The 26,243-nt window shown below is 69.9% G+C and carries 19 protein-coding genes and 1 pseudogene; 4 read left to right on the top strand and 16 right to left on the bottom strand.

All coding sequences use genetic code 11. The features are described 5' to 3' along the window. Nucleotides 1-58 precede the first annotated feature (58 nt). The 6 genes and pseudogenes from ITP53_RS12225 to ITP53_RS12200 all read right to left on the bottom strand — a co-directional run bounded on the left by ITP53_RS12225 (nucleotide 59) and on the right by ITP53_RS12200 (nucleotide 7,866). On the bottom strand, nucleotides 59-469 hold the full coding sequence (locus ITP53_RS12225) for a VOC family protein (protein ID WP_195895466.1): 411 nt from the start codon (nucleotides 467-469) through the stop codon (nucleotides 59-61). Nucleotides 470-527: 58 nt separating this feature from the next. Then, complete coding sequence (gene ilvC / locus ITP53_RS12220) at nucleotides 528-1,511, bottom strand: ketol-acid reductoisomerase (RefSeq protein ID WP_195895488.1); 984 nt, start codon at nucleotides 1,509-1,511, stop codon at nucleotides 528-530. A gap of 34 nt (nucleotides 1,512-1,545) precedes the next feature. Further along, nucleotides 1,546-2,070, bottom strand: a complete 525-nt coding sequence (gene ilvN, locus ITP53_RS12215) for an acetolactate synthase small subunit (RefSeq protein WP_195895465.1) — start codon at nucleotides 2,068-2,070, stop codon at nucleotides 1,546-1,548. 78 nt (nucleotides 2,071-2,148) lie between these two features. Continuing rightward, nucleotides 2,149-3,894 (bottom strand): annotated as a pseudogene (locus ITP53_RS12210) (acetolactate synthase large subunit); the annotation flags it as partial. A 198-nt stretch (nucleotides 3,895-4,092) separates the two neighbouring features. Beyond that, nucleotides 4,093-6,720, bottom strand: coding sequence for a putative bifunctional diguanylate cyclase/phosphodiesterase (locus ITP53_RS12205; protein WP_328814378.1), 2,628 nt, complete (start codon nucleotides 6,718-6,720; stop codon nucleotides 4,093-4,095). Nucleotides 6,721-6,957: 237 nt separating this feature from the next. After that, complete coding sequence (locus ITP53_RS12200; RefSeq protein WP_195895463.1) at nucleotides 6,958-7,866, bottom strand: 2-hydroxyacid dehydrogenase; 909 nt, start codon at nucleotides 7,864-7,866, stop codon at nucleotides 6,958-6,960. 29 nt (nucleotides 7,867-7,895) lie between these two features. Between ITP53_RS12200 and ITP53_RS12195 the strand changes: the two genes are divergently transcribed. Then, nucleotides 7,896-8,963, top strand: a complete 1,068-nt coding sequence (locus ITP53_RS12195; protein WP_407941226.1) for a PQQ-dependent sugar dehydrogenase — start codon at nucleotides 7,896-7,898, stop codon at nucleotides 8,961-8,963. Here ITP53_RS12195 and ITP53_RS12190 read toward each other — a convergent pair. The 3 genes from ITP53_RS12190 to ITP53_RS12180 form a co-directional block, all read right to left on the bottom strand. Then, the gene (locus ITP53_RS12190; protein ID WP_195895461.1) at nucleotides 8,950-10,947 is read right to left on the bottom strand and encodes a VanW family protein; all 1,998 of its coding nucleotides are present in this window, start codon (nucleotides 10,945-10,947) and stop codon (nucleotides 8,950-8,952) included. The genes ITP53_RS12195 and ITP53_RS12190 overlap by 14 nt on opposite strands. 92 nt (nucleotides 10,948-11,039) lie before the next feature. After that, nucleotides 11,040-11,708, bottom strand: coding sequence for a response regulator (locus ITP53_RS12185; protein ID WP_195895460.1), 669 nt, complete (start codon nucleotides 11,706-11,708; stop codon nucleotides 11,040-11,042). Between the two features lie 106 nt (nucleotides 11,709-11,814). Continuing rightward, a complete protein-coding gene (locus ITP53_RS12180) occupies nucleotides 11,815-13,524 on the bottom strand; it encodes an ATP-binding protein (protein ID WP_236050741.1) in 1,710 nt (569 codons plus the stop codon). A 174-nt stretch (nucleotides 13,525-13,698) separates the two neighbouring features. Here ITP53_RS12180 and ITP53_RS12175 point away from each other — a divergent pair, with 174 nt between their 5' ends. From ITP53_RS12175 to ITP53_RS12165, 3 genes are read left to right on the top strand one after another with little or no spacing between them, the layout of a single operon-like run. Beyond that, complete coding sequence (locus ITP53_RS12175) at nucleotides 13,699-14,664, top strand: Bug family tripartite tricarboxylate transporter substrate binding protein (RefSeq protein WP_195895459.1); 966 nt, start codon at nucleotides 13,699-13,701, stop codon at nucleotides 14,662-14,664. After that, nucleotides 14,664-15,149, top strand: coding sequence for a tripartite tricarboxylate transporter TctB family protein (locus ITP53_RS12170; protein WP_195895458.1), 486 nt, complete (start codon nucleotides 14,664-14,666; stop codon nucleotides 15,147-15,149). The genes ITP53_RS12175 and ITP53_RS12170 overlap by 1 nt, the downstream gene beginning before the upstream one ends. Next, nucleotides 15,150-16,637, top strand: a complete 1,488-nt coding sequence (locus tag ITP53_RS12165; RefSeq protein WP_195895457.1) for a tripartite tricarboxylate transporter permease — start codon at nucleotides 15,150-15,152, stop codon at nucleotides 16,635-16,637. It abuts the gene before it with no gap. 148 nt (nucleotides 16,638-16,785) lie between these two features. Here the strand turns inward: ITP53_RS12165 and gatB are convergent, their stop codons facing one another. The 7 genes from gatB to ligA all read right to left on the bottom strand — a co-directional run bounded on the left by gatB (nucleotide 16,786) and on the right by ligA (nucleotide 26,196). Beyond that, nucleotides 16,786-18,273 (bottom strand): Asp-tRNA(Asn)/Glu-tRNA(Gln) amidotransferase subunit GatB, encoded by a 1,488-nt coding sequence (gene gatB, locus ITP53_RS12160; RefSeq protein WP_195895485.1) that lies wholly within the window; start codon nucleotides 18,271-18,273, stop codon nucleotides 16,786-16,788. A gap of 2 nt (nucleotides 18,274-18,275) precedes the next feature. After that, a complete protein-coding gene (gene gatA, locus ITP53_RS12155) occupies nucleotides 18,276-19,766 on the bottom strand; it encodes an Asp-tRNA(Asn)/Glu-tRNA(Gln) amidotransferase subunit GatA (RefSeq protein ID WP_195895456.1) in 1,491 nt (496 codons plus the stop codon). Beyond that, a complete protein-coding gene (gene gatC, locus ITP53_RS12150; protein ID WP_195895455.1) occupies nucleotides 19,763-20,062 on the bottom strand; it encodes an Asp-tRNA(Asn)/Glu-tRNA(Gln) amidotransferase subunit GatC in 300 nt (99 codons plus the stop codon). Before gatC ends, gatA begins: the two co-directional genes overlap by 4 nt. A gap of 116 nt (nucleotides 20,063-20,178) precedes the next feature. Next, nucleotides 20,179-20,643 (bottom strand): hypothetical protein, encoded by a 465-nt coding sequence (locus ITP53_RS12145; RefSeq protein ID WP_195895454.1) that lies wholly within the window; start codon nucleotides 20,641-20,643, stop codon nucleotides 20,179-20,181. Further along, nucleotides 20,643-21,293 carry an AAA family ATPase gene (locus tag ITP53_RS12140; RefSeq protein WP_195895453.1) on the bottom strand — a complete coding sequence of 217 codons (651 nt, stop codon included), beginning with the start codon at nucleotides 21,291-21,293 and terminating at the stop codon, nucleotides 20,643-20,645. Before ITP53_RS12140 ends, ITP53_RS12145 begins: the two co-directional genes overlap by 1 nt. 133 nt (nucleotides 21,294-21,426) lie before the next feature. Further along, nucleotides 21,427-23,499 (bottom strand): putative bifunctional diguanylate cyclase/phosphodiesterase, encoded by a 2,073-nt coding sequence (locus ITP53_RS12135; RefSeq protein ID WP_195895452.1) that lies wholly within the window; start codon nucleotides 23,497-23,499, stop codon nucleotides 21,427-21,429. 483 nt (nucleotides 23,500-23,982) lie between these two features. Then, nucleotides 23,983-26,196, bottom strand: coding sequence for an NAD-dependent DNA ligase LigA (ligA, locus tag ITP53_RS12130; RefSeq protein WP_195895451.1), 2,214 nt, complete (start codon nucleotides 26,194-26,196; stop codon nucleotides 23,983-23,985). Nucleotides 26,197-26,243 lie beyond the last annotated feature (47 nt).

The following is a 26,243-nucleotide window of genomic DNA, read 5'->3' as shown; positions in this document are numbered from 1 at the left end:
TGTAAGAAACTTCTGACATATGAAAGAAGGTAGCGCCAAGGATTCACTCGGACAATGCTCAGGTGCCGGCGGCCACCAGTTCGACCTCGAACCCGTCCGCGTTCTCCAGGTAGGCCGCGTAGTGCCGGTCACCGCCGGCATAGGGGTGACGGTCGGCGAACATCAACGTCCACCCGTGCCCGGGTGCCTGCTCGACCAGGGCATCGAGCGCGCCCCTGCTGCCCACGTGGAAGGCCAGGTGGTTCAGCCCGGGACGGCGACGGTCGTGCCGGTCTGCGGTGAGCGCGGGAGACCGCTCCACCACCAGGTAGGTGGCGCCCAGGCGCCAGCTGCGGCCGTCGTCCCAGTCCTGGAAGCGGGAGTAGCCGAGGGCCTCCAGCAGCCACTCCCAGCACGCGATGGCCCGCCGCAGGTCGGGCACCCAGATCTCGACGTGGTGCAGCGTTCCAGTAGGGACGTCCTCGCTCATACCGGGACATGCTAAAGGGGCAACGAGCGAGTGCTCGTTGCCCCTTCAGAACAGGTGGTTACGCCTGCAGCCAGCTCATCATCGGGCGGAGCTTGGCGCCCGTCTTCTCGATCGGGTTCTCGGCCAGCTCCTCACGGTGGCGGGTGAACTCCTTCTGGCCGCTGTCGAACTCCTCGACGAGCTGCCGGGCGAAGGTGCCGTCCTGGACCTCGGCCAGGATGCGGCGCATCTCCTGGCGGGCCTCGTCACCGATGACGCGCGGGCCACGGGTGTAGCCGCCGTACTCGGCCGTGTCGGAGACCGACCAGTACATCTTCGAGATGCCGCCCTCGTACATGAGGTCGACGATCAGCTTCATCTCGTGCAGGCACTCGAAGTAGGCGACCTCCGGCTGGTAGCCGGCCTCGATCAGCGTGTCGAAGCCCGCCTTGATGAGCTCGGAGACACCGCCGCACAGCACGGCCTGCTCGCCGAACAGGTCGGTCTCCGTCTCCTCCTTGAACGTGGTGCGCAGCGCCCCGGCGCGCGTCCCGCCGATGCCCTTGGCGTACGACAGCGCCAGGTCCAGCGCCTTGCCCGAGGCGTCCTTCTCGACGGCCACCAGACACGGCACGCCCCGGCCGGCCTCGAACTGCCGGCGGACCAGGTGCCCAGGACCCTTGGGCGCGACCATGCACACGTCTACGCCCTCAGGGGCCTCGATGAGGCCGTAGCGGATGTTCAGGCCGTGGCCGAAGAACAGCGCGTCGCCCTCGACCAGGTTGGGGGCGACGTGGTCGGCGTACAGGTGGCGCTGGATGTGGTCCGGCGCCAGGATCATCGTGAGGTTGGCCTCCTCGACCGCCTCCGACGGGGTGAGCACGCGCAGCCCGTCGTTCTCCGCCTTCTCGCGGCTCTTGGAGCCCTCAGGCAGACCGACTCGCACGTCCACGCCGGAGTCTCGCAGGGAGAGCGCGTGGGCGTGGCCCTGGCTGCCGTACCCCAGCACGGCCACGTGGCGTCCCTGGATGATCGACAGGTCGGCCTTGTCGTCGTAGTAGATCTCGGTCACTTGCTCAAAACCTTTCAGGCGATGATCAGGCAGTACGGTCCAGTGCCCTGAGGGACCGGTCGGTGATGGAACGGGCGCCGCGGCCGATGGCCACCATGCCCGACTGGACGAGTTCTTTGATCCCGAACGGCTCGAGCACCTTGATGAACGCGTCGAGCTTGTCGGGAGTGCCGGTGACCTCGATGGTCACCGCGTCGGCCGCCACGTCGATGCAGCGGGCACGGAAGAGTTGGACGAGCTCCAGCACGTGGGAGCGGTTCTCCGCGTCGGCCTTGACCTTGATCAGCATCAGCTCGCGCTGCACCGACTGCGTCGGGTCGAGCTCCACGATCTTGAGGACGTTCACCAGCTTGTTGAGCTGCTTGGTGACCTGCTCGAGAGGCAGCTCCTCGACGCTGACCACGATGGTCATCCGCGAGATGTCGTCATGCTCAGTAGGGCCTACGGCGAGGGAGTCGATGTTGAACCCGCGCCGGCTGAACAGCGCAGAAACCCGTGCGAGCACCCCAGGCTTGTTCTCGACAAGCACAGACAACGTGTGACGGCTCATTGGTCGCTCACCGCTCCTCGTTCGCTCCGCGGGCGCTCCTTCGTCGCGACCACTCCGCTCATTGCGTCGGGTTCGCTCCTAGTCATCTTCGTTCTCCCACCTAGGCGCCATGTCACGGGCGATCTTGATGTCGTCGTTGCTCGTGCCGGCCGCGACCATGGGCCAGACCATGGCGTCCTGGTGGACGACGAAGTCGACCACGACGGGCACGTCGTTGATCTCCATGGCCTTCTTGATGATGGCGTCCACGTCCTCGGGACGCTCGCAACGCAGCCCCACACAACCATAGGCCTCGGCCAGCTTGACGAAATCCGGAATGCGGCGTGTCGCCTGCAGGTCGGTGTTGGAGTAGCGCTGGTCGTAGAAGAGCGTCTGCCACTGGCGGACCATGCCCAGGTTGCCGTTGTTGATGACGGCGATCTTGACAGGCACGCCCTCCAGCGCGCAGGTGGCCAGCTCCTGGTTGGTCATCTGGAAGCAGCCGTCGCCGTCGATCGCCCACACGGTCGCGTCGGGCCGGCCCATCTTCGCGCCCATCGCGGCCGGCACCGCGAAGCCCATCGTGCCGAGGCCGCCGGAGTTGATGAACGTGCCCGGGTTCTCGTAGGCGATGAACTGCGAGGCCCACATCTGGTGCTGCCCGACCCCGGCCACGTAGTAGGTGTCCGGCCCGGCGATGGCGCTCAGCCGCTCCATGACGTACTGCGGGGCCAGCGACCCGTCCTCGAACGTCTCGTAACCCAGCGGGTACGTCTCCTTGTAACCGTTGAGCGTCGTCCACCAGTCGGCGTAGTCGCCCAGCTGCCCGGACGCCTGGATCACGCCGATGAGGTCGCTGATGACCTCCTTGCAGTCGCCCACGATCGGCACGTCGGCGTGGCGGTTCTTGGAGATCTCCGCCGGGTCGATGTCGGCGTGCACGACCTTCGCCTGCGGCGCGAAGGACGACAGATCGCCGGTCACCCGGTCGTCGAACCGCACGCCCAGGCCGATGAGCAGGTCGGACTTCTGCAGCGCGCCGACGGCGGAAACGCTGCCGTGCATCCCCGGCATGCCCATGTGCTGCGGGTGGCTGTCGGGGAAGGTGCCCCGCGCCATCAGGGTGGTGACGACCGGGATGTTGGTCAGCTCCGCCAGTTGCAGCAGCTCCGCCGCCGCGGCCGCCTTGTGGACGCCGCCGCCGACGTACAGGACCGGCCGCTTGGCCTCGGCCATCAGCTTGGCGGCCTCGCGGATCTGCTTGGAGTGGGGCCGGGTGACCGGTCGGTAGCCCGGCAGCTGCATGGTCGGCGGCCAGTTGAACGTGGTCTCCTGTTGCAGCGCGTCCTTGGAGATGTCCACGAGCACCGGCCCTGGCCGGCCGGTGGAGGCGATGTGGAACGCCTCCACGATCGTACGAGCGATGTCAGCCGGATCCGTGATCAGGAAATTGTGCTTGGTGACCGGCATGGTGATGCCCGAGATGTCGGCTTCCTGGAAGGCGTCCGTGCCGATCGCCCCGCTCGCCACCTGCCCGGTGATGGCCACGATCGGCACCGAGTCCATGTACGCGTCCGCGATCGGCGTGACGAGGTTGGTGGCCCCCGGTCCGCTGGTCGCCATGCACACCCCGACCCGGCCCGTGGCCTGCGCGTAGCCTTCTGCCGCGTGTCCCGCGCCCTGCTCGTGGCGTACGAGCACGTGCCGGACCTTGGTCGAGTCGTAGAGAGGATCGTAGGCCGGCAGAATGGCGCCGCCCGGGATCCCGAACACGGTGTCGACTCCCACGTGCTCCAACGCCCTCACCAGGGCTTGTGCACCTGTCATCCGTTCGGTCATCGGCTCGTTCCTTGCGTGGCTACTCGCTTAAGGACATAAAAAATGCCCCTTCCCACCAGGCGGTGGGGCTGGGGCGGCGCGCAGGTCGTGGTGCTTCGCTATCGGCCTGCGCGCCGGCGAAGTACTACGAGAATCTCACTGCGAAGCATGGCTTACACCATAGCCGCTCCGAATGCCCTGGTGTCAACTTGGTGGACACAAGTCTCAAACCGTGAGACTCGTCCTCATCAGCGAGTCGACTCCGCGCGCCGCCATCGGGCGGGCCACCAGGAAACCCTGGCCTCTCGTGCAGCCCATCTGCTTCAGCAACTCGAGCTGCTCGGGACGCTCGATGCCCTCGGCCACCACGATGAGCCCGAGGTCGTGACCGAGCCGCACGATCGTGCTGGTGAGCAGGGTCAGCGTGTCGTCGTTGCCGAGCCCGGACACGAAGGACGGATCTATCTTGATCATGTCGACAGGGAGCTGTCTGAGGAACGCCAGCGACGCGTAACCGGTGCCGAAGTCGTCGATCGCCAGGCGGACACCCAGCGCCCGCAGCTCGGACAGCCGCTTGATCGTCTCCTCGGCGTCCTCGACCAGCATCTCCTCGATCACCTCGAGGGTCAGCGCGGAGGCAGGCAACCCGCTCTCCGCGAGGGCCTCCTCGACCGTCTCGACGAACCGCGGCGCGGTGATCTGCCTGGCGGACAGGTTGAGCGACAACCCGATGTCCCACGAGGAGGCCCGCCACGCGGCCACCTCGCGGCACGCCTCGCGCAGGATCCACTCGCTCAGCGGCACGATCAGCCCGGTGTCCTCGGCCGGGCCGAGGAACTGCTCCGGCGGCACGAACACCGACCCGCGCCACCACCGCACCAGCGCCTCGACCGCCGTCACCCGCGACGTGGCCAGGTCGACGACCGGCTGGTATTCGATCGCGAACTGGTGCTCGATCAGCGCCCGCTGCAGGTCGGCGGCCAGCTCCAGGCGGCGCACCACGTCGGCGTGCATCTGCGCGGCGAACACCTCCACCCGCCGCCCGCCCAGCTCCTTGGAGCGCGCCATCGCCACGTCGGCGTTGCGGATGAGGTCGCCGGCCGGCATGTCGTCCTCGATGAACGCCACGCCCACGCTCGCGGTCAGCGCCACGTCGCGGTCGGCGACCCGGAACGGCTCCTGCGAGACCGCGCGCACGAGCCGCTCGGCCAGATCGACCGCGGTCTGCGCCTCGCCACCGGTCTCCACCAGCACCGCGAACTCGTCGCCGCCCCAGCGGGCGAGGGTGTCGTCGGCGCGCACGGCCCCGCGCAGCCGCCTGGCGGCCTGGCCGAGGAGGTAGTCGCCGCTGGCGTGGCCGACCGAGTCGTTGACGGAGGTGAACCCGTCGAGATCGAGGAAGATGACCGCGACGTTCGCCGCTCCGGCGCCGGACGTGCGCCCGGACAGCACCTCGCGGGTGCGCTCCTCGAAGTAGGCGCGGTTGGGCAGCCCGGTGACGCCGTCGTGGAAGGTCAGGTGGGCGACCTGGTTGCGCAGCGCCTCCTCGTCGCTGATGTCCCTGGTCGTCACCAGCATCAGCTCGTCGCCGCCGACGTGGCGGGTGGCGACGGACTCGGTGGGGCGCCAGGTGCCGTCGGACGCGCGCACACGGCAGGCGATCAGGCAGGCGCCGGGCGAGGCGTTCTCCTCGTCGAGGTGCATGGCGCGCATGGCGACCTGGATGCCCGGCACGTCCTCCGGGTGGATGTAGTCGAAGATCGACCCGCCGACCACCTGGTCGGCGCGGTAGCCGTACGTCGACTCGACGCCCGCGTCCACCTCGCGGACCACGCCTTCGTAGTCGCACAGGAGCACCACGTCGCCCGTGCTCTCCGCCAGCTCCCTGAGCTGCCGCTCGCCGAGCTTGACCAGGCCGCGCAGGCGTGTGTTGACCGCGGAAACCGTGAACAGGCGCACGACCAGGAGCAGCACCACGGAGACGGCGACCGCCACGACCCCGGTGACGGGCCGCTGGCCAGGCCCGCCGGCCAGGTGGGCTAGCAGCGTGCAGGCCGCCACGATGACCAGCACCAGCGGGACCACCGCGACCACGTTGCCGATCGCCTGGCCGCCCGCCGCGCTGGGGCGCGGGCCCCAGGGGATGGCGGCGAGCAGCAGGAACGCCACGGGCACGAGCATGAGGCTCCACGCCTGCGGATCGCCGTCGTCCAGCCGGGCCACGGCCGCCGCCAGGCCGGCCACGGTCATGGCGGCGAGCACGCCGACCCCGGCCAGGCCGAGCAGCCAGGAGGTCGCCTTGCTGGTGAGCACGGACGGGATCACGGCACACGTCACCAGCAGCGCCACCATGGGTGGCAGCATGACCAGCGTGAACCCCGCGGGGTCGCCCGCTCCCATGTAGACATGGCGCAGCTCGACCACCCAGCCGACCAGGAAGAGCGAGGCGGCGCACAGGTAGGCGTCGGTGAGGTGCCGCAGGACGACGCCCGCGGGAAGCTTGCGGTCGGCGGCGATCAACGCGCCGCCCGCCGTGACCACCGTGCCGACCAGCACGAACATGTCGGCGAAGCCGGACAGGAAGCTGTCGCCGAAGGGGCGCAGCGCAGCGCCGGCCGCCCAGATGACGGCGCCGCCGCCCATCCAGCGGGCGCCCATCGCCGCGGGGCGGTGCGCGGCCTGCCGCGCGGAGGCGGTCAGCAGGGAGGCCACGGCGACGATCGCCGTGAGCCCACCGGCGATCGCGCCGGAGAGCAAGGCCTGACCGCCCACGAGGAGCGCGGCAGCGAACACCACCGCGCCGGCCACCGCCGCTGCGGTCAGTGGCGCACGTGGATCACGCCAGCGGATCACAGTCGTTGCCCATCCCGTCTCGAACTCTGCACCTGTGAACCGCCGAAGCCCGGCGGACCACTTCGCCAGTGTGCGCGGTCACGGGTGCGCGGGTGGTGACAACGTCGATGTCGTCACCGATCTGATAACCACACAGACCAATTGCCGCCAAGAATTCCTTGACAGTGAGTCAGGAACTCCCTGCGAACGTAACCGTACGCACCGGAGGTCACGGACCAGCCACGGTCCGGAATCCTCTCAGTACGACTCGGTGATGATGTTGGTCAACTCCTCACCAGCGAGGTAGCGCCGCAGCTGGGAGCGCATCAGCCGCAGCATGCGGCGGCCGGACGCGGGGGTGCTGCCCGCGACGTGCGGGGTGATCAGCAACCCCGGAGCGCTCCAGAGGGGGTGGCCCTCGGGCAGCGGCTCGGGGGCGGTCACGTCGAGCGCGGCGCGCAGCCTGCCGTTCTTCAGCTCCGCGAGCAGGGCGTCGGTGTCGACGACCCCGCCCCTGGCGGCGTTGACGAGGACGGCGCCGCTCTTCATCCGGCCGAGGAACGCGGCGTCGACCATCCCGGTCGTGTGGGGGGTGGCGGGCACGAGCAGGACCACGACGTCCGCCTGGGGCAGCAGGGCGGGCAGCTCGTCCATGCCGTGGACGCCCTCGCGGGGGCTCCTGGCCACGCGTACGACCTCGACCTCGAACCCGTCGAGCCGGCGTTCGAGCGCGGCGCCGATGGAGCCGTACCCGACGATGAGGACGGTCGAGTCGGCGAGGACACCGGTGTGGTGGTAGGTCCACTCGCCCCTGCGCTGCGCGTCCACGAACCCGGGGAAGTCCCTGAGCACCGCGATCATCGCGCCGACCGCCCACTCGGCGGTGCCGGCGTCGTGGACGCCGCGCGCGTTGCACAGCACCGCGCCCTCGGGCATGTGCGGCCGGTACGGCTCCACGCCCGCGGTCACCGTCTGCACCAGCCGCAAGGAGCTCATCCTGGCCAGTGTCCCCGGCACGTCGGGCACGGTGATGAGCGGCGGGATCCAGACCTCCACCTCCTCGATCCCCTCCGGCATCGGGGACGTGCCGTCATAGATGGCACATTCCACCCCCGGAAGGTCGGACAGTACATCAGCCACCGAATCGGACGGAACCCAGGTCTTCATGCGGAGAACCTTACGACTCCGGGGGAAGTATGGAACACATGAGGAAGCTCTGGACGATCATGCTACTGGCCGCGCTCACCGCCTGCTCCAGCGCCGGAGAGCAGGTCGTGCCGACCGCCGCCGTGGTGGACGCCGCAGCGCCCGGCGAGCCGGAGGACGTGGCGACCGGACTGGCCGTGCCGTGGGCGATCGAGTTCCTGCCCGGCGGAGCGGACTCCGACGCGCTGGTGACCGAGCGGGACTCGGCCAGGCTGCTGCGCGTCAGCCAGTCCGGCGACGTGTCGGAACTCGCGACGATCGAGGGGGTACGACCGGACGGCGAGGGCGGCCTGATGGGAGTGGCCGCAAAAGGTGAGCACATATTCCTTTACTTCACCGCGGAACAGGACAACCGGATCGTCCGCTACACGCTCGGCGACAGCGGACTCAGCGACCGGAGAATCCTGGTCCAAGGCATCCCCAAGGCCGCCATCCACAACGGCGGCCGGCTCGAGTTCGGCCCCGACGGCTACCTGTACGCGACCACCGGCGAGACCGGCGACCGCGACCTTGCCCAGCGGCGCGACTCGCTCGGCGGCAAGATCCTGCGCATGACCGTGGACGGCGCGCCTGCGCCGGGCAACCCGTTCGGCACGCTGGTCTACAGCTACGGCCACCGCAACGTACAGGGCCTGGCCTGGGACGACTCCGGCCGCCTGTACGCCTCCGAGTTCGGCGCCGACGCCTACGACGAGGTCAACCTGATCAAGCCGGGCGCCAACTACGGCTGGCCCGAGGTCGAGGGCCGCGGCGACGACGACCGCTTCGAGAACCCGATCGTCACCTGGACGACGGCCGAGGCGTCGCCGTCCGGCATGGCGTACGCGAACGGCTCCCTGTGGGTCGGCGCGCTGCGCGGCGAGCGCCTGTGGCAGGTCCCGCTCGGCCGGGACGGCTCGGCGGGCAAGCCCGTCGCCCGCTTCCCCGACAGGTACGGCAGGCTCCGCGCGGTCACCAGGACCCCCGGCGGCGCGCTCTGGGTGGGCACCAGCAACAAGGACGGACGAGGGGATCCGGGCGCCGGTGACGACCGGATCATCTCTGTCAGCCTGGCGTAGCGGTGCAGGTCACCTGCGTCTGCGGCCGGTATTTCGTGGTCAGCTTCTTGTCCCGCTTGGCGACCTCGCCGTCCTGGAAGAACACGCGGGTGACGTCGATCGTGAAGCCCTGCTGGCCGGTCGTGGGCAGGCAGTCGGGCGCGGAGCTGGTCTCGCTGCGGAACGGCGTGAAGCTCCGCCGCTCCGACTCGACCGCCTGGATCTCGTCGTAGCGCTTGACGCCCCACAGCGCGACCGTGACCGACGTGTCGGTGAAGGCGGTCTTGACCAGCACACCGTTGTCGGAGTCGTTGCGCCACTTCAGATCCAGGTTCGGATAGAGCAGCGAGACGTCCCGGCCGGCCGGGTAGCGGGGGGCGTAGAAGTCCATCGGCTTGTGCTCGATGTCGTCGAACCCGGCGAAGAATGCCGCGTTGTACATCGCCGTGGCGAACTGGGCGTCGCCGCCGCCGACGATGTTCACCATCCGGCCGCCGACGATCTGCCCGGCCTCGACGTAGCCGTCCTCGACCGTGCGCTCGCCCACGACGTCGTTGATGGAGAACGTCTCCCCCGGCTTCACCAGGTGGCCGTCGAGCTCCTGGGCCATGCGCTTGATGTTGGTCACGCGCGGCTGACAGCAGTCGAACCGCGTGGTGAACGTGCTGACGAGCTCCTTGATGCCGAGGCCGCGTACCTGTGCGGTGGTGACGACCGGCTCGACGGTGCCGAGCCGCACGGGGATCGTCCTGGCACCGCCGGTGTCGAAGACCTTCTCGGCGTCCCTGGCCAGCAGCTTGTCGTTCACGCCCCGCCCGGTGCGCGAGGACACCAGCACCGGCTCACCGCCGACGATCTCGTACGTGGCGTCGCGCGGCTGCTGCGTGGCGTCGACCAGGCTGCTCTCCACGTTCGCCAGCACGGCCTTGGCGTCGAACTGGGGCACCAGCCCGCCGTCGCCGCTGGAGTTGTACGTGAGGTGCGCCGCGATCATGGCGGGCGGTATCTGCACCTGCTTGTCGTCGAGAGTCAGCGTGATGGGCCCGGCGACGGCCGCGCGCGCCTTGGTCAGGGCGTCCTGGACGGCCTCGGGCGTGGTGACGGGCTTGGCCGGCCGGATCGTGAGCGCCACCGTGCCGCCCCCGCTGAGGAAGGCGTCGCCGATCCTGCGTACGGCGTCGTCCCGGTCGAGCAGCACGCCGTCCTCCGGCTGGCGGGCCTTGGGCGTCAGGCCCTCGAAGAACACCCGGCCCTCGTGGGACTGCTTGTCCGCGGCCTCCGCCAGGCCCTCGACGGTCCTGGTGAGCTGCGAGGCGTCGACGGTGACCCTGGGCTCGAGCTCGGTCGTGCCGGTCAGGCCCCGCCACACCTCCTGCGGGCTGGGGAACCCGCTCGGCGCCTGCCCGATCGTGCCGACCACGTCGAGCTCCAGCCCGGCCTCGTCGACCTGGATGGTCTCCTTCGTGGCGCCGATCTCGACCACGACCGGCCTGCTGAGTCTGGTGGCCAGCTCGGTGCGGAGCTTGTCGGCCGCCTGGGTCACGGTGAGGCCGCCGATGTCGACGCCGCCCACGTGGGTGCCGCGCAGCACGGAGCCCGACATGACGACGGCGGGCACGACGTACGCCAGAGCCGCCAGCAACACCACGACCGTGAGCAGGCCCGGCAGCAGCCGGCGGCGCCTGGACGGCTCGGAGTCGTCGTAGGACGGCTGCAGTTCGGCCGGGGGCGGCGCGCCGAACACCGGGGCGGGCGGCTCCTTGCCGGCCATCGGCCACGGCTGCGCCGGTGGCGCCACCGGCGGCAGCGCGCCGCCAGAAGGACCGCCCTGAGCGCTCGGGGCCTGGGCCGGCCGGGACTCCTGCCTGTCCTGCGGGCCGAAGATGTCCCTGGACACACCCGGGGGCAGGCCTTCGATCCGCGGCTTCTTGGAGACGGCCGACGTGGGCATGGGCACCGAGGCGAACGGGTCGGTCGGTGATTCGATCGGTCCGGCGTTTCGCACGCCTCAATCTCCTCCCGGTCCGCAGCCAAGTCTCAGGCAACAGTAAGGCACGCCGATCCACATATGTCACGGGAAATGGCTACGGAAATGTGTCAACCTAGCCACCGGTAGCGATGTTCCGGTCGGCCGGCCGTCCCGTAGCGCGGCCTGAGTTCGGCCTGCCCCGCGACGCACAGGTATTCGAGATAGCGGCGGGCGCTGACCCGCGACAGGCCGGCGAGCTCGGCGGCCTCGGCGGCCGACAGATCGCGGCCCGCCTCTCGCAGGGTATCGGCCACCAGCGCGCAGGTGGCCGCGGACAACCCTTTCGGCATGGGGGCGACGCTCTTGGGGCTGCCGAAGAGGCGGTCCACGTCGTCCTGGCGGGCCTCGGGGCCGATGGCGGTCAGGCGCCTGCGGGTGTCGGCGTACTGCTGGAGGCGTTCGATGAGGGCGGCGGCGGTGAACGGCTTGATGAGGTAGTTGACCGCGCCCCCGCGCATGGCCTCCTTGACCGTGGGCACGTCGCGGGCCGCGCTGATCATGAGCACGTCCACGTCGTTGAGCGCCTTGAGCACCTCCAGGCCGGACATGTCGGGCAGGTAGATGTCGAGGAGCACGAGGTCGGGCCGCAGCTCGGCCACCGTGGCGAGCGCGTCGGCCCCGTTGTGCGCGACCGAGACGACACGAAAGCCCGGCACGCGAGCCACGTATCCACTGTGAATCCGCGCCACCATGAAGTCGTCGTCGACGACCAGAACTCTTATGGGGGAGGAGTTCATGGCCTCACCCCGTGAGGCGGGCTCGGTCGCCTCACGCCGCCGCCTTCCCCCGCTCCGGTCGCTCCGCTCCCGCCGCTCCTCCAGGCGACGGCACTCCCTCGCGTGCTCATGGCCTCACCCCGTGAGGCGGGCTCGGTCGCCTCACGCCGCCGCCTTCCCCCGCTCTGGTCGCTTCGCTCCCGCCGCTCCTCCAGGCGACGGCACTCCCTCGCAGGCCGGGGGCCTTCGCGGGGAGGAGGGCGGTGAAGACGGCGCCGCCGGAGTTGCGTACGCGGACCCAGCCGCCCCTGCGCAGGCAGGCCTGCCTGGTGAGGGCCAGGCCGAGCCCGCGCGGCCCCGAATGGGCGGCCTTGGTCGTGAAGCCCTCCCTGAACACCTCGTCCACCAGATCAGGGGCGATGCCCGGACCGGAGTCGCCGACGCGGACCCGCAGGCCGCCGGCGTCCGCCTGGACCGACACCTCGATCGTGCCCTCGGCCCCGTCGAGCGCGTCGATGGCGTTGGCGACCAGGTTGCCGACCACGAGGACCGCGTCCTGCGGGTCGCCGATCAGGCCCTCGGGCACCGCGGAGTCCTCCGACAGCACGAGCTCGGCGCCGCGCTCGGCCGCCTCGGCGGACTTGGCCAGGAGGAGGGCGGCGAGCGTGGGGTCCTGGACACGTTCGCGCAGGTCGGTGGCGTAGGTGCCGCGCGTGGTGCGGGTGATGAAGCTGATCGCCGCGTCGTGCTCGCCCAGCTCCAGAAGGCCGACGACGGTGTGCATGCGGTTGGCGAACTCGTGCGCCTGGGCCCGCAGCGCCTCGGTCGCGCTACTGGTGTCGTCGAGCTCGCGGGCCAGCCGGACCAGCTCGGTGCGGTCGCGCAGGGTGACGACCCAGCCGCGGTGCTGGCCGCGTACGGAGACCGGGGTGCGGTTGAGCACCAGCACGCGCTCGCCGTGCAGCACGACGCGGTCCTCGCCCGGGTCGGCGCCGCCGAGCACGTCGCGCATGCGCTCGGACACCGCCATCCGCGACAGATCCTCCCCCGCGCCGACGGACACGTCTTCGAGCAGCTCGCGGGCGGCGTCGTTGACCAGCGTGACCCGGCCGGCGAGGTCGAGCGCGAGCACGCCCTCCTTGACGCCGTGGAGCACGCCCTCGCGCTGCTCGAGCAACGCGGCGATCTCGCGCGGCTCCAGCCCGAACGTCTGCCTGCGCACCCGTGCGGTGATCAGCGCGGCCAGCGCGAGCCCGGCGAGCAGCACCGCCAGCGCCGTCCAGACCAGCGGCGGGAGCGCGGCGCCGAGTTGGCCGGTGACCGTGGTCTGCAGCACGCCGACCGAGACGAGGCCGATCACGGTGCCGTATTCGTCGCGGATGGGCGCCTTGCCCCTGACGGTGGTGCCGATGGTGCCGGTTTCGGTGCCAACCCAGCTCCTGCCGGTCCTGAGCACGGTCGTGCCGTCGGTGGACAGTTGCTTGCCGATCAGCGTGGCGTTGGGGTGGGCGTAGCGCTTCTGCCGGTCGTTGGCGATCACCACGTAGTCGGCGCCGGTCTCCTGCTGGACGCTCATGGCCAGCGGCTGCAGCACCGTCTCCGGGTTGGCCAGCTCGAACGCGTCGCGGACCTGCGGGAGCCCGGCCACCGACTGGGCGATCGCGAGCGCCCGCTGCTGGTGCAGGGAGTCGAGCTGGTTGCGTGTGTGCCCGGCCCATACGCCGCCCGTGCCCCCAACTGCGAGCAGCACGATCACCATCTGGAGCACGAACAGCTGGGTCCCGAGTGAGGCGTCGCGCACCCTGAGCCGGATCCGCAACGAGGCGAGGGCATCCATGTCAGGCCGCCTCTGGCCGGAAGGCTTGCACGGTTCACATGCAAACAAACGCAGGTCACGGCCAGGTCGCGACCAATACGACCACTATGACGCCAACCGCGCAAAGCCTCGACGCCCGTGGGAAGAAGCTTCACCATGCCAGTTCTACAACCGTGAAACCCCCCTGGAGTGATCATGCGTCTGCGCGTATTCGCCGCCCTCGCGGCGCTCTCCCTCGGCGCGCTGACCGGCTGCGGCCAGTCGGGCACCACCGCGAGCTCCTCCTTGCGCATCATGGCGCCGGCCGCGCCCGGCGGCGGCTGGGACCAGACCTCCCGTACGGCGGAGCAGGCGTTCAAGGCCGCCGACCCGCAGCGCAAGGTCGAGGTGTACAACGTGCCCGGTGCGGGCGGCACGATCGGCCTGGCGCAACTGGCCGGCGAGAAGGGCAACGGCAACCTGCTGATGACCATGGGCCTGGTCATGGTGGGCGCCATCGAGCAGAACAAGTCGAAGGTCACGCTGTCGGAGACCACGCCGATCGCCAAGCTGACCGAGGAGTACGAGATCGTCGTGGTCCCGGCCGAGTCCCCGTACAAGACGCTGGCCGACATGGTGACGGCGTGGAAGGCGGACCCGGCGAAGGTGTCGATCTCGGGCGGTTCGGCCGGCGGCACCGACCACATCGTGGCCGGGCTGATGGCCAAGGCCGCGGGCGTGGACCCCAAGCAGGTCAACTACATCGCCCACTCGGGCGGCGGCGAGGCGCTGAACGAACTGCTCGGCAACAAGGTCAGCGCGGGCATCTCGGGCGTGGCCGAGTTCGCGGAGCACGTGCGGTCCGGCAAGCTGCGCGCCCTGGGCGTGACGTCCGGCGAGCGGCTGCCCGACCTGGACGCGCCCACGCTTAAGGAGGCCGGGCTGGCCGTGGAGCTGGCCAACTGGCGCGGCTTCGTCGCCCCCGCCGGGATCTCCGACGCCGACAAGAAGACGTTGACCGACCTGGTCACCAAGATGCACGACGCGCAGCCGTGGAAGGACGCGGTGGCCAAGAACGGCTGGATCGACTCGTTCCAGACCGGGCCGGAGTTCGCCGCCTACCTGACCGCCGAGCAGACCCGGGTCAAGGCCATCATCGCCGAGATGGGGCTCGTCTCCTGATGGCGCGATGGTGGCGGCCCGAACTCGGGCTGGCGATCGTGGTGCTGGGGCTGGGTGTGTTCGTCGTGATCGGCACGCTGGACGTATCCGCGGCGGCCTCCCAGCTCGGCCTCGGTCCCCGGTTCTTCCCCATGCTGGTGGGCGGGGCCATGCTGATCGTCGGCCTGTGTTACGTGGTCGACGTCGTACGCGGCGGGCACGGCGATCCGGAGCAGAGCGAGGACGTGGACGCGGACGCGCCCGCGGACTGGCGCAGCATCGGCCTGGTCAGCGGCATCTTCCTGGCCTTCGCGGCCCTCCTGAACATGCTGGGCTGGATCATCGGCGCGAGCCTGCTGTTCTTCGGCCTGTCGGTGGCGCTCGGGGCCGAGCGCAAGGGGCGCGCGGCGCTGGTCGCGGTGGTCGTGGGCGTGGCGACGTACCTGCTGTTCGTCAAGGGGCTCGGTGTGTCGCTGCCGGGCGGGCCGCTGGAGGGAGTGATCTAGGTGGAGTCGTTCCAGCTCCTGATCGACGGCTTCGCCGCCGCCCTCACCCCGGTCAACCTCCTGTACGCGCTGGTCGGCGTCACGCTCGGCACGCTCGTCGGCGTCCTGCCCGGCATCGGCCCGGCCATGACCGTGGCGCTGCTGCTGCCGATCACGTTCACAGTGCCGCCGGCGAGCGCGTTCATCATGTTCGCGGGCATCTACTACGGCGGCATGTACGGCGGCTCGACCACCTCCATCCTGCTCAACACGCCGGGTGAGTCGTCGTCGATGATCACCGCGCTGGAGGGCAACAAGATGGCCAGGCGGGGCCGCGCGGCCCAGGCGCTGGCCACCGCGGCGATCGGCTCGTTCGTGGCAGGCACGCTGGCCACGGCCCTGCTGGTGGTGGCGGCTCCAGCCGTGGTGGCCTTCGCGATCTCGTTCGGACCCGAGGACTACTTCGCGCTGGCGATCCTGGCGTTCACCGCCGTGTCGTCCGTGTTGTCCCGCTCGGTCGTGCGCGGCCTGGCCTCTCTGGGGCTCGGCCTGGTGATCGGCCTCATCGGCATCGACCAGCAGACCGGGCAGGCGCGGCTGACCCTCGGCATCCCGCAACTGCTCGACGGCATCGACGTGGTGATCGTCGCGGTCGGCCTCTTCGCGCTCGGCGAAGCCCTCTACGTGGCCTCCCGGCTGCGCCACACCCCGCCGGAAGTGGTGCCGGTGGGGCGCGCGTGGATGGGCCGCGCGGACTGGCGCCGCTCCTGGGCGCCCTGGCTGCGCGGCACCGCGCTGGGCTTCCCGTTCGGCGCGCTGCCCGGCGGCGGCGCCGAGATCCCCACCTTCCTGTCGTACGCCGCCGAGAAGCGCCTGGCCAAGGGCGTGGCCAAGGAGGAGTACGGCAAGGGCGCCATCGAGGGCGTCGCCGGGCCGGAGGCGGCCAACAACGCCTCGGCCGCCGGCACCCTGGTCCCGCTGCTCACGCTGGGCCTGCCCACGTCGGCGACGGCCGCGATCATGCTCGCCGCCTTCCAGCAGTACGGCCTGCAACCCGGCCCGCAGCTGTTCGACCACAACCCGGCGCTGGTATGGGGCATGATCGCGTCGCTGTTCATCGGCAACACGATGCTGCTGGTGCTGAATCTGCCGCTGGCTCCCCTGTGGGCCCGCGTGCTGCGGATCCAGCGGCCGTACCTCTATGCCGGGATCGTGCTGTTCGCCGCACTGGGCGTCTACGCGTTGAACGGCACGGTGGTGGACCTGTTCGTGCTGTTCGTGCTCGGCCTGCTGGGGTACGCCATGCGCCGCTTCGGCCTGCCGATCGCGCCGGCCGTCATCGGCATGATCCTCGGACCGATGGCGGAGATCCAGCTGCGGCGGGCGCTGGCCATCGGGGCGGGTGACGTGAGCGTACTGGTGCGCAGCCCGGTAGCGGTCGTCCTGCTGCTTCTGGCCGCTCTCGCCCTGCTCGTCCCCGTGTTCAGGAGGCTCGCGACCCGGCGGTAGGGCCCACGCTCCCGCTTCGGTCCCTGTGCTTCGGTCCCTGTGCTTCGGTCCCTGTGCTTCGGTCCCTGTGCTTCGGTCCCTGTGCTTCGGTCCCTGTGCGCGAAAGGGCCCCGCCACTTCAGTGGACGGGGCCCTCAGACGTCGCGCGCTACTCCGAGACGCCCAGCTTCTCCAGGATCAGCTGCCGGGCGCGGCCCGCGTCGGCCTTGCCCTTGCTGGCCCGCATGACGCCGCCCACCAGGGCCCCGGCGGCCGCGATCTTGCCGGACCGCACCTTGTCCGCCGCGTCGGCGTTGTCCGCGAGCACCTGGTCGACGATCGCCGACAGCTCGCCCTCGTCGTTGACGATCCGCAGCCCACGCCGCTCGACCACCTCGTCGGGCGTGCCCTCGCCGCCCAGCACGCCTTCGAGCACCTCACGCGCCAGCTTGTCGTTGAGCGCGCCCGAGGCCACCAGCTCGGTCACCCTGGCGATCTGGGCCGGGGTGATGGGCAGGTCGGCGAGCGGGGTGACGGTCTCGTTGGCGCGCCGCGCCAGCTCGCCCATCCACCACTTGCGCGCGTCCGCGGCCGGTGCGCCCGCCGCGACCGTGGCCTCGACCAGGTCGAACGCGTCGGCGTTGTGCATGGCCTGCATGTCCAGGTCGGACACGCCCCACTCGGCCTGCAGCCGCTTGCGGCGCGCCAACGGCAGCTCGGGCAGTGCCGCCTTCAGCTCGGCCACCCACGCCGCCTCCGGTGCGATCGGCACCAGGTCGGGCTCGGGGAAGTAGCGGTAGTCCTGCGCCTCCTCCTTGGACCTGCCCGACGTGGTGGTGCCGGAGTCCTCGTGGAAGTGCCTGGTCTCCTGAACGATCTTCCCGCCGTCGGCCAGGACGGCCGCCTGCCGCTCGATCTCGCTCCGCACGGCCCGCTCGACGCTGCGCAGGGAGTTGACGTTCTTGGTCTCCGTACGGGTGCCCCATTCGGACGCGCCGCGCGGCATCAGCGACACGTTGACGTCGCAGCGCAGCGACCCCTCCTCCATGCGCACGTCGGACACGCCCAGCGAGCGCATGATCTCGCGCAGCTCGGTGACGTAGGCCTTGGCCACCTCGGGCGCGAGCCTGTCGGTGCCCGGGATCGGCTTGGTCACGATCTCGACCAGCGGGATGCCGGCGCGGTTGTAGTCGACGATCGAGTAGTCGGCCCCGTGGATGCGCCCGGTCGCGCCGCCCACGTGGGTGGACTTGCCGGTGTCCTCCTCCAGGTGCACCCGCTCGATCTCGATCCGCACGCTCTGCCCTTCGACCTCGATGTCGAGGTAGCCGTCGAAGCAGAGCGGCTCGTCGTACTGGGAGATCTGGTAGTTCTTCGGCATGTCCGGATAAAAGTAGTTTTTCCGGGCGAAGCGGCACCAGTCGGCGATCGAGCAGTTGAGCGCGAGGCCGATGCGGATCGTCGACTCGATGGCCATGGTGTTGGCCACCGGCAGCGACCCGGGGAACGCCAGGCAGGTCGGGCAGACCTGCGTGTTGGGCGGGGCGCCGAAGGTCGTCTTGCAGCCGCAGAACATCTTCGACTTCGTGCCCAGCTCGACGTGCGTCTCCAGTCCGAGCACCGGCTCGAACCGGTCGAGCGCTTCCTCATAGACCATGGTCATAGCGACGGGGCCTCCTTCAGCAACGGGCCGCCCCAGCGGCTCTCCAGGGCCTGCTCCACGGCCGCGCCGACGCGGTAGCAGCGGTCGTCGGCCAGCACCGGGGCCATGATCTGCAGGCCCACCGGCAGGCCGTCCTCGTCGGCCAGGCCGCACGGCACCGACATGGCCGCGTTGCCCGACAGGTTGGACGGGATGGTGCACAGGTCGGCGAGGTACATCGCCATCGGGTCGTCGATCCGCTCGCCGATCGGGAACGCCGTGGTCGGCGTGGTCGGCGACACCAGCACGTCGACCTGCTGGTAGGCGGCCTCGAACTCACGGGAGATGACCGTGCGGACCTTCTGCGCCTGGCCGTAGTAGGCGTCGTAGTAGCCGCTCGACAGCGCGTACGTGCCGAGCATGATGCGCCGCTTGACCTCGGGACCGAAGCCGGCCGCCCTGGTCAGCGCCATGACCTCCTCGGCACTGCGGGTGCCGTCGTCGCCGACGCGCAGGCCGTAGCGCATGGCGTCGAAGCGCGCCAGGTTGGACGAGGCCTCCGACGGCGCGATCAGGTAGTAGGCCGGCAGCGCGATCGTGAACGACGGGCACGAGACCTCGACGACCTTGGCCCCGAGCGACTCCAGCAACTGGACGGCCTCGTGGTAGCGGGTCAGGACGCCGGGCTGGAAGCCCTCGCCGGCGAACTCCTTGACCACGCCGATCCGCATGCCGGAGATGTCGGCATTCCTGGCGGCCTCGACCACGGACGGCACGGGGGCGTCGATCGACGTGGAGTCCATCGGGTCGTACCCGGAGAACGCCTCGTGCAGCAGCGCCGCGTCGAGCACGTTGCGGGCGAACGGGCCCGGCGTGTCCAGCGAGCTCGCGAACGCGATGACCCCATAACGGGACGAACCACCATAAGTGGGCTTCATGCCCACGATCCCGGTCACCGCAGCGGGCTGCCTGATCGATCCGCCCGTGTCGGTGCCCGTGGACAGCGGCGCCTCGTACGCGGCCACGGCGGCACTCGAACCACCCGACGACCCGCCAGGCACCCTCGACAGGTCCCACGGGTTGTGGGTCGGGTGGAAGGCGGAGTTTTCCGTGGAGGAGCCCATGGCGAACTCGTCGAGGTTCGTCTTGCCCAGGATCACGAGCCCGGCCTGGCGCAGCCGCTTGGTGACGGTGGCGTCGTACGGCGGCCGCCAGCCCTCAAGGATCTTGGACGCGGCGGTCGTCGGCATGTCATGCGTGCTGAAGATGTCCTTGTGCGCGATCGGCACCCCGGCCAGCGGCCCGAGCTTCTCGCCCGCCCTGAGCCTGGTGTCGACGGCCCGCGCCTGCTCGATCGTCGTTTCGTGATCGACGTGCAGGAACGCCCTGACCTTCGGCTCGACCTCGCCCATCCGGCCCAGGTGCGCCTCGGCCACCTCGACGGCCGACACCTCGCCGTCGGCGATCATCGAGCCCAGCTCGGCAGCCGTCTTGCGGATCAGACTCATGCCTCCTCCCCGAGGATGCGCGGCACCTTGAAGCGGTCGTCCTCGACGGCGGGAGCGCCGACGAGGGCCTGCTCGGGCGTGAGGGACTGTCGCACCTCGTCGGCACGGAAGACATTGGTCAGCGGAAGCGCGTGCGACGAAGGCGGCACATCTTCGGCGGCGACCTCGGACACCTTCGCGACCGACTCGATGATGGTATCGAGCTGGGTGGCGTAGTGGTCGAGCTCGTCGTCCGTGAGCGCCAGCCTGGACAATCGGGCCAGGTGTGCGACCTCGTCGCGGGTTATGGCGGACATGAGTCGTTGAACCCGTTTCGTGGATGGAGTTTTGACACTGCCATCCTAGGGGGCTTGACCAAGCGCCCCCGAACCATTAACCCCGCTCGGAACTGGCCACCCTGCCCCGCCTCCTCTCATCCGTAGAGTTCGTCCACCCCGACCCGGCGCACGTCGCTCTCACCCGCGAGCGCGCCGTCGAACCCCGCACCGCTGTAGCAGGCCAGCACGGTGTCTCTGACGTCGTATCCCTTGGCGTCGAGCAGGTCCCTGGCCCGCCTCAACCGGGCGACGTGCCCCGGCCTCATGGTCTTGCCCCACTTCACCTCGCCCAGCGAGAGAACGCGCTTTCGCTCACCAGGCATGGCGGGCGCGAAGACCGCCACATCGATCTGGATCTGCTCGTGCCGAACCGGATCAACGACGACCCCGGCGCCGATCTCGCAGGGGAGTTCCTCGAAGAAGTCATCGTAGAGCAGCACGAACTGACGGCACATCTCCTCGAAGTGCGGCCCAAGCACCTGATCAAGAAACCTGGCCCTGGACCCCTTCCACACGTTCGCCGCTCTGCCGCTCTCCAGCAGCCCCCAGCGTGGCCGCATCACGGCGTGGTAGAAGTTGAGCAGCGGTTCGCAGACACGGTAGACCGAGCGCGATGAGCGAAAGACGTCGGGCTCCCTGCGCAGGAAACAGGAATCCTCCAGGACGTTGAGGTGGTGACCGATGTCGGCCGCCTTACGCCGACATACCCGGCGATCCCGCCCCGCGTGCAGTTGCCCGCGGCCACCGCCGCCAGCACCGAGTGATACATCGCCGAATCGTGCACCTCGGCCTCTTCCTTCAGGAGATAACGAGCCTCCTTGAACAGCGGGATGATGGGGTTGAGTGCCGTTCGCCGCACCCAGTCGTCGAAGTCGTCCAGACCGTCCGGCACGTCGCCGTTCGCGAGGGGAAGGTACGCGGGGGTTCCTCCCACAACGGCGTGGGCCTGCACAGCCAGCAGCGGGTCCGTGATGCTCCAGTACCGAGCGGCGAGCCGGTAGTCGAACGGACGCACCACAAGTTCCAGCGATGCCCGCCCCCGCAAAGGGGCATTGCCCGCCAGCAAGCGGCCCATCACAGACATCGCAGAACCGCACAACAGCAGGAACACCGGAGCGTTCTTGAAGACCGCCCGGTCGATTTCCCGCTGGATGGTGGAGGGCAGCGCGGGCGAGACCTTGCTGAGGTTGGGGAACTCGTCGATCACCATGAGCTCACGCCGCTCCGCGCTGATCGCGAAGAGCTGCTTGATCGCGTCGTCCCAGCTCGCAAAGCTGAACGGCGCCGGTGGGCCGACGTGCTCGGTGAGCGCCGTGGCGAACAGGTTCAGCGCATCGCCTTGTTCACGCTGAGCGACTGACTTCCGGTCGGTAGTCGTATTCGATCTCCGGGCCCGTTCCTGAGTGGTCGCGGAGCCAGACCGTGACGTCGGCGGCCGACATGGGCTCGCCGAACAGCCAGCCCTGTCCCATGTCGCAGCCCATCTCGGCGAGCCGCATCGCCACCTCGTCAGACTCCACGCCCTCCGCGACCGAACGCAGGCCGAGCGAGCGGACCAGGTCGACGATCGAGCGGACGATCCGGTCGTCGTCCTGCGACTCGGCGATGCGGCGGACGAACGAGGCGTCGATCTTCACCTCGGACACCGCCAGGCCCTGGAGCCTGATCAGCGAGGAGTAGCCGGTGCCGAAGTCGTCGAGCGCCAGGGGGACGCCCAGCGTGGCCAGGGCCTTGATCGTCTCCTGGGTGTAGGCCTGGTCGCCCGTCAGGATGCGCTCGGTGACCTCCAGCTGGATGGCCGCCGGCGGCAGGCCGTACTTGGCCAGGCCCACCTCCAGCCGCTCAGGCAGCGCCGAGTCGAGCAGGTCGCGGGCGGAGATGTTGACCGAGATCTGCACCCGGAGCCCGGTGTGCCACCAGAGGGCGGCCTGCTCCAGCGCCGCGTCGATGACGTACGCCGTGAGCTGCCGCATCAGGTAGGACTGCTCGGCCAGCGGCACGAAGTCAGACGGCGCGATCGGCCCGTGCACCTGGTGCCGCCAGCGCAGCAGGGCCTCCACACCGTGGACCGCGCCGGTGCCGAGACCGACCTTGGGCTGGTAGTGCAGCCGCAGCTCGCGGTTGTCGATGGCGCGGCGCAACTCGCCGAGCAGGTTGAGGCGTTCTGGCGAGTTACGGTCCTTGTCCGGCTGGTAGAGCTCGACCCCGGTACGCGCCTCCTTCGCCAGGTACATCGCCACGTCCGCGCGCTGCAACAGCAGCTCGAAGTCGGGCGCGTGGTCCGGGTAGAGCGCTATCCCGACGGAGCCGTCCACGTCGAAGGTCATGCCCTCCAGCCGCACCGGCTCGGTCAGCGCCGCCCGCAACCTGGCGGCCACCTCCCTGGCCGCGTGGGTGTCCCTGATCGAGGGCAGCAGCACGGCGAACTCGTCGCCGCCCAGCCGCGCCACGACGTCGCCCGGCCGTACGGAATGGGTGAGGCGGTGCGCGACCATCTGCAGCAACCGGTCGCCCACCGGGTGGCCCATCGTGTCGTTGACCTCCTTGAACCGGTCGAGGTCAAGCAGGAACAGCCCGACCCGCTCGTCCTGGCGGGCCTCGGCGAGGGCCTCCTCGGTGCTGACGACGAGCATCTTGCGGTTGGGCAGCCCGGTCAGCTCGTCGTGCATGGCCTGGTGGTCACGGCGCATGGAGAGCGTGGCGGTGAAGTAGACGGCGGCCAGGGGCGCGACGAAGAGCGGCACGAGGCCCGGCGAGTGGCTCATGACGACGACGACCAACGGCGCCAGGCCAAGCAGCCCGGCGTAGACCAGGCCCTGCGGAACCAGCGTGGCCTTCAGCACGCGCGTGATCGAGCGCCGCTCGTGCAACGCGACCGCGCCGCACACGAGCGTGGCCCTGGTGGCGAAGTACGCGACCCCGGCCAGCGCGATCGCGAGCAGATCATCCCCGCCGGGCACCCACGGAACGGCGGAGCTCGGCACGATCCCGAACGCCCCCAGCACCACGGCCGCCGCGGTCAGCGCGAGGGTCGACTGGGCGATGTTGAACATGACCCGATGCCACGACTTACGCGTCACCACGCCGTTGATCACCACGCCGACGGCCTGCATCAACACCGCCACCGGCAGCCCGAAGTGCAGTAACACGGCGAAGGTGAACATGGTGGACGGGTAGGTGCCGCCGACCGCGGTCGCGGAGGACACCATCACGGGCCGCAGCTCGCCCAGGATCACCAGCACCGCCAGCACCCAGAACAACGGGGTGCGGGCGAACTCCTCCAGCGCTCCCGCGTCCAGCCGGAGCATGGCCACGACGAGAGCGGTGAAGCCGATCACGGTGACGCCCGCGAGAAACGCCCACAAAGGCGTACCGACGCGTGGTCCTGTGTCGCGGGTGTCAGTTGGGTCAGTCATCGGTAACAGAACCCCCATTAGGTCACTATGGGAGGGTACGACCTTCACCCCACTTCGCGAAACCAACCGCGTACGTTCCGTAATACTCCTATCCGACATATACCCAAAAACCACCGTATGTAGCAAACCGCTCACCCATGCGTGCGGAGGCGGCCTTCCAGGGCGCCCCTCAGCCACCGAACAGCCACCCACCAGGCGTAAGCCATCACCACCGGCCGCGGAACGGCGGCCCGCCCCACCACAGCCGCCCGCGTCCAGACCCGCCACACCAGTCGGAGCCCCAACCCCGCCATAGGACGGCAACCCGGACCGCCAGGGCGCCGTCAACCCACAGGACCCTCGGAGCGAACCCCGACCTGGGACCTTCGGGGCGACCGTCATCCCACGGGAGCCCTCGGGGCGACCTCAACTCAGGGGACTCTCGGCGCGCATGTCACTCATGGGAGCGTCCGGGGGACAGCCTCGGAACCGTCGGGGCGAGCGTCAGGCCTCGGGAGTGACCGCCGCCTGCGCCGCCGCCTCCGGGCCTTCGTTCAGCAGGACCTCGAAGCCGGCCCCGTCCAAAACCGGCACGCCGAGACTGACCGCCTTGTCATACTTCGACCCCGCGTTCTCCCCCGCCACCAGGAACGACGTCTTCTTCGACACCGACGAGGCCACCTTCCCGCCCCGGGCGGCCAGGGCGTCCGAGGCCGAGTCTCGTGTGTAGCCCTCCAGCGTCCCCGTCACCACGAACGTCAGCCCTTCGAGGGTCTGCGGCCCCTTCTCCGGCGCCGGCTCGTCCTCCATCCGGACCCCGGCGGCCCGCCACCGCTCGATGATCTCCCGATGCCAGTCGACCTCGAACCATTCCTTGATCGTCGCCGCCACCCGCGGCCCGATGCCCTCGACCGCGACCAGCTCCTCCTCCGAGGCGTTCATGACGGTCTCGATCGAGCGCATCTCCTTGGCCAGGTCGCGTGCGGTGGGCAGCCCGACGTGCCGGATCGACAGGGCCACCAGCACCTGGGCGAGCGGGGCCTGCTTGGCCTTCTCCAGCTCCTCGATGAGCTGGAGTGCGTTTTGGCTGGGCTCACCGCTGACGTTGGAGAAGAAGGTGACGACCTTCTCCTCGCCGGTCTTGGGGTCGATCTTGGGCAGACCGTTGTCCTGGTCACGGACCACCGACCTGATGGGGATGAGCTGCTCCAGCGTCAGGTCGAACAGGTCCGCCTCGGTGCGCAGGACCGGCTGCTGCGACGGCACCGGCTGGGTGAGCGCGGTGGCCGCGACGTAGCCGAGCCCGTCGATGTCGAGCGCGGTCCGGCCGGCGATGTGGTAGACGCGCTCACGGATCTGCGCCGGGCAACCACGGGCGTTGGGGCAGCGCAGGTCGGCGTCGCCCTCCCGCTCGTACGCCAGCTCAGTCCCGCACTCCGGGCAGTGCGTGGGCATGACGAACTCCTGCTCGGACCCGTCGCGCAGCGCCGTCACCGGCCCGACGATCTCGGGGATGACGTCACCGGCCTTGCGCAGCACCACGGTGTCGCCGATCAGCACGCCCTTCTTCTTCACGATGGCGGCGTTGTGGAGCGTGGCCCGCTGCACGGTCGAGCCGGACACCACGACGGGCTCCATCACCGCGAACGGCGTGGCCCGCCCGGTCCTGCCGATGCCCACCTGGACGTCGAGGAGCTTGGTGTTGACCTCTTCCGGCGGGTATTTGTAGGCGATCGCCCACCGGGGCGCCCGCGAGGTGGAGCCCAGCTCCCGCTGCGTGCGGAAGTCGTCGATCTTCACCACGACCCCGTCGATCTCGTAGGCGGGATCGTGCCGGTGGATGCCGTAGTGCTGGATGTACTCGTTGATCTCGGTGGGCCCCGGCAGTACCTTGTAGAGATCGCTGACCGGCAGCCCGAGCTCGCGCAGCCGCTCGTAGACCTGCGACTGCGTGCGCGGCTCGGTCGCGCCCTCCCAGACGCCGACGCCGTGCACCAGCATCCGCAGGGGCCGCTGGGCCGTGATGCGCGGATCCTTCTGCCTGAGCGTGCCCGCCGCGAAGTTGCGCGGGTTGGCGAAGGGCGGCAGGCCCTGCTCGACGAGCTGCTCGTTGAGCCGCCTGAAGTCCTCGACCTCGATGTAGACCTCGCCGCGCACCTCGACCAGGCTCGGGACGTCGTCTCCCTTGAGCCGGTGCGGCACGCCCCTGATCGTGCGGACGTTGGGCGTCACGTCGTCGCCCGTGCGCCCGTCGCCCCTGGTCGCGCCGCGCTCCAGCTTGCCGTCGCGGTAGATCAGCGCGATGGCCAGCCCGTCGATCTTGAGCTCGCACAGGTAGGGGCCGGGGTCGCCCTCGGCGAGCCGCTCGGTCCGCGCATACCAGCCCGCCATGTCCTCGGCGTGGAAGGCGTTGTCGAGGCTCTCCATCCTGGCCAGGTGGGAGACCTTGGCGAAGTCGCCGGAGACCGGCGCGCCGACCTGCTGCGTCGGCGAGTCTGGCGTCTGCAGCGCCGGGTGGGCCTCCTCCAGCGCGAGCAGTTCCTTGAACCACTCGTCGAACTGGGCGTCGCTCACCGTCGGCTGGTCGAGCACGTAGTAGCGCCAGCGCGCCTCCTCAACCAGCTCGCTCAGCTCGGCATGCCGCTTGAGCGCGGCCACGGGCACGCCCCCGACCTCGGCGTCCGGCCCGCCCGCTGATGCGGTCGATCGCTCGCTCACGTGGGGTCTCCTTCCATCCAACACCCACTGCAAACGCTACCGTCCAG

The organism is Nonomuraea cypriaca, from assembly GCF_015645445.1.
Classification (GTDB): Bacteria; Actinomycetota; Actinomycetes; order Streptosporangiales; family Streptosporangiaceae; genus Nonomuraea; species Nonomuraea cypriaca.
The sequence above is the reverse complement of the archived record's forward strand: the minus strand, read 5'-3'. Positions and strand labels throughout refer to the sequence as shown.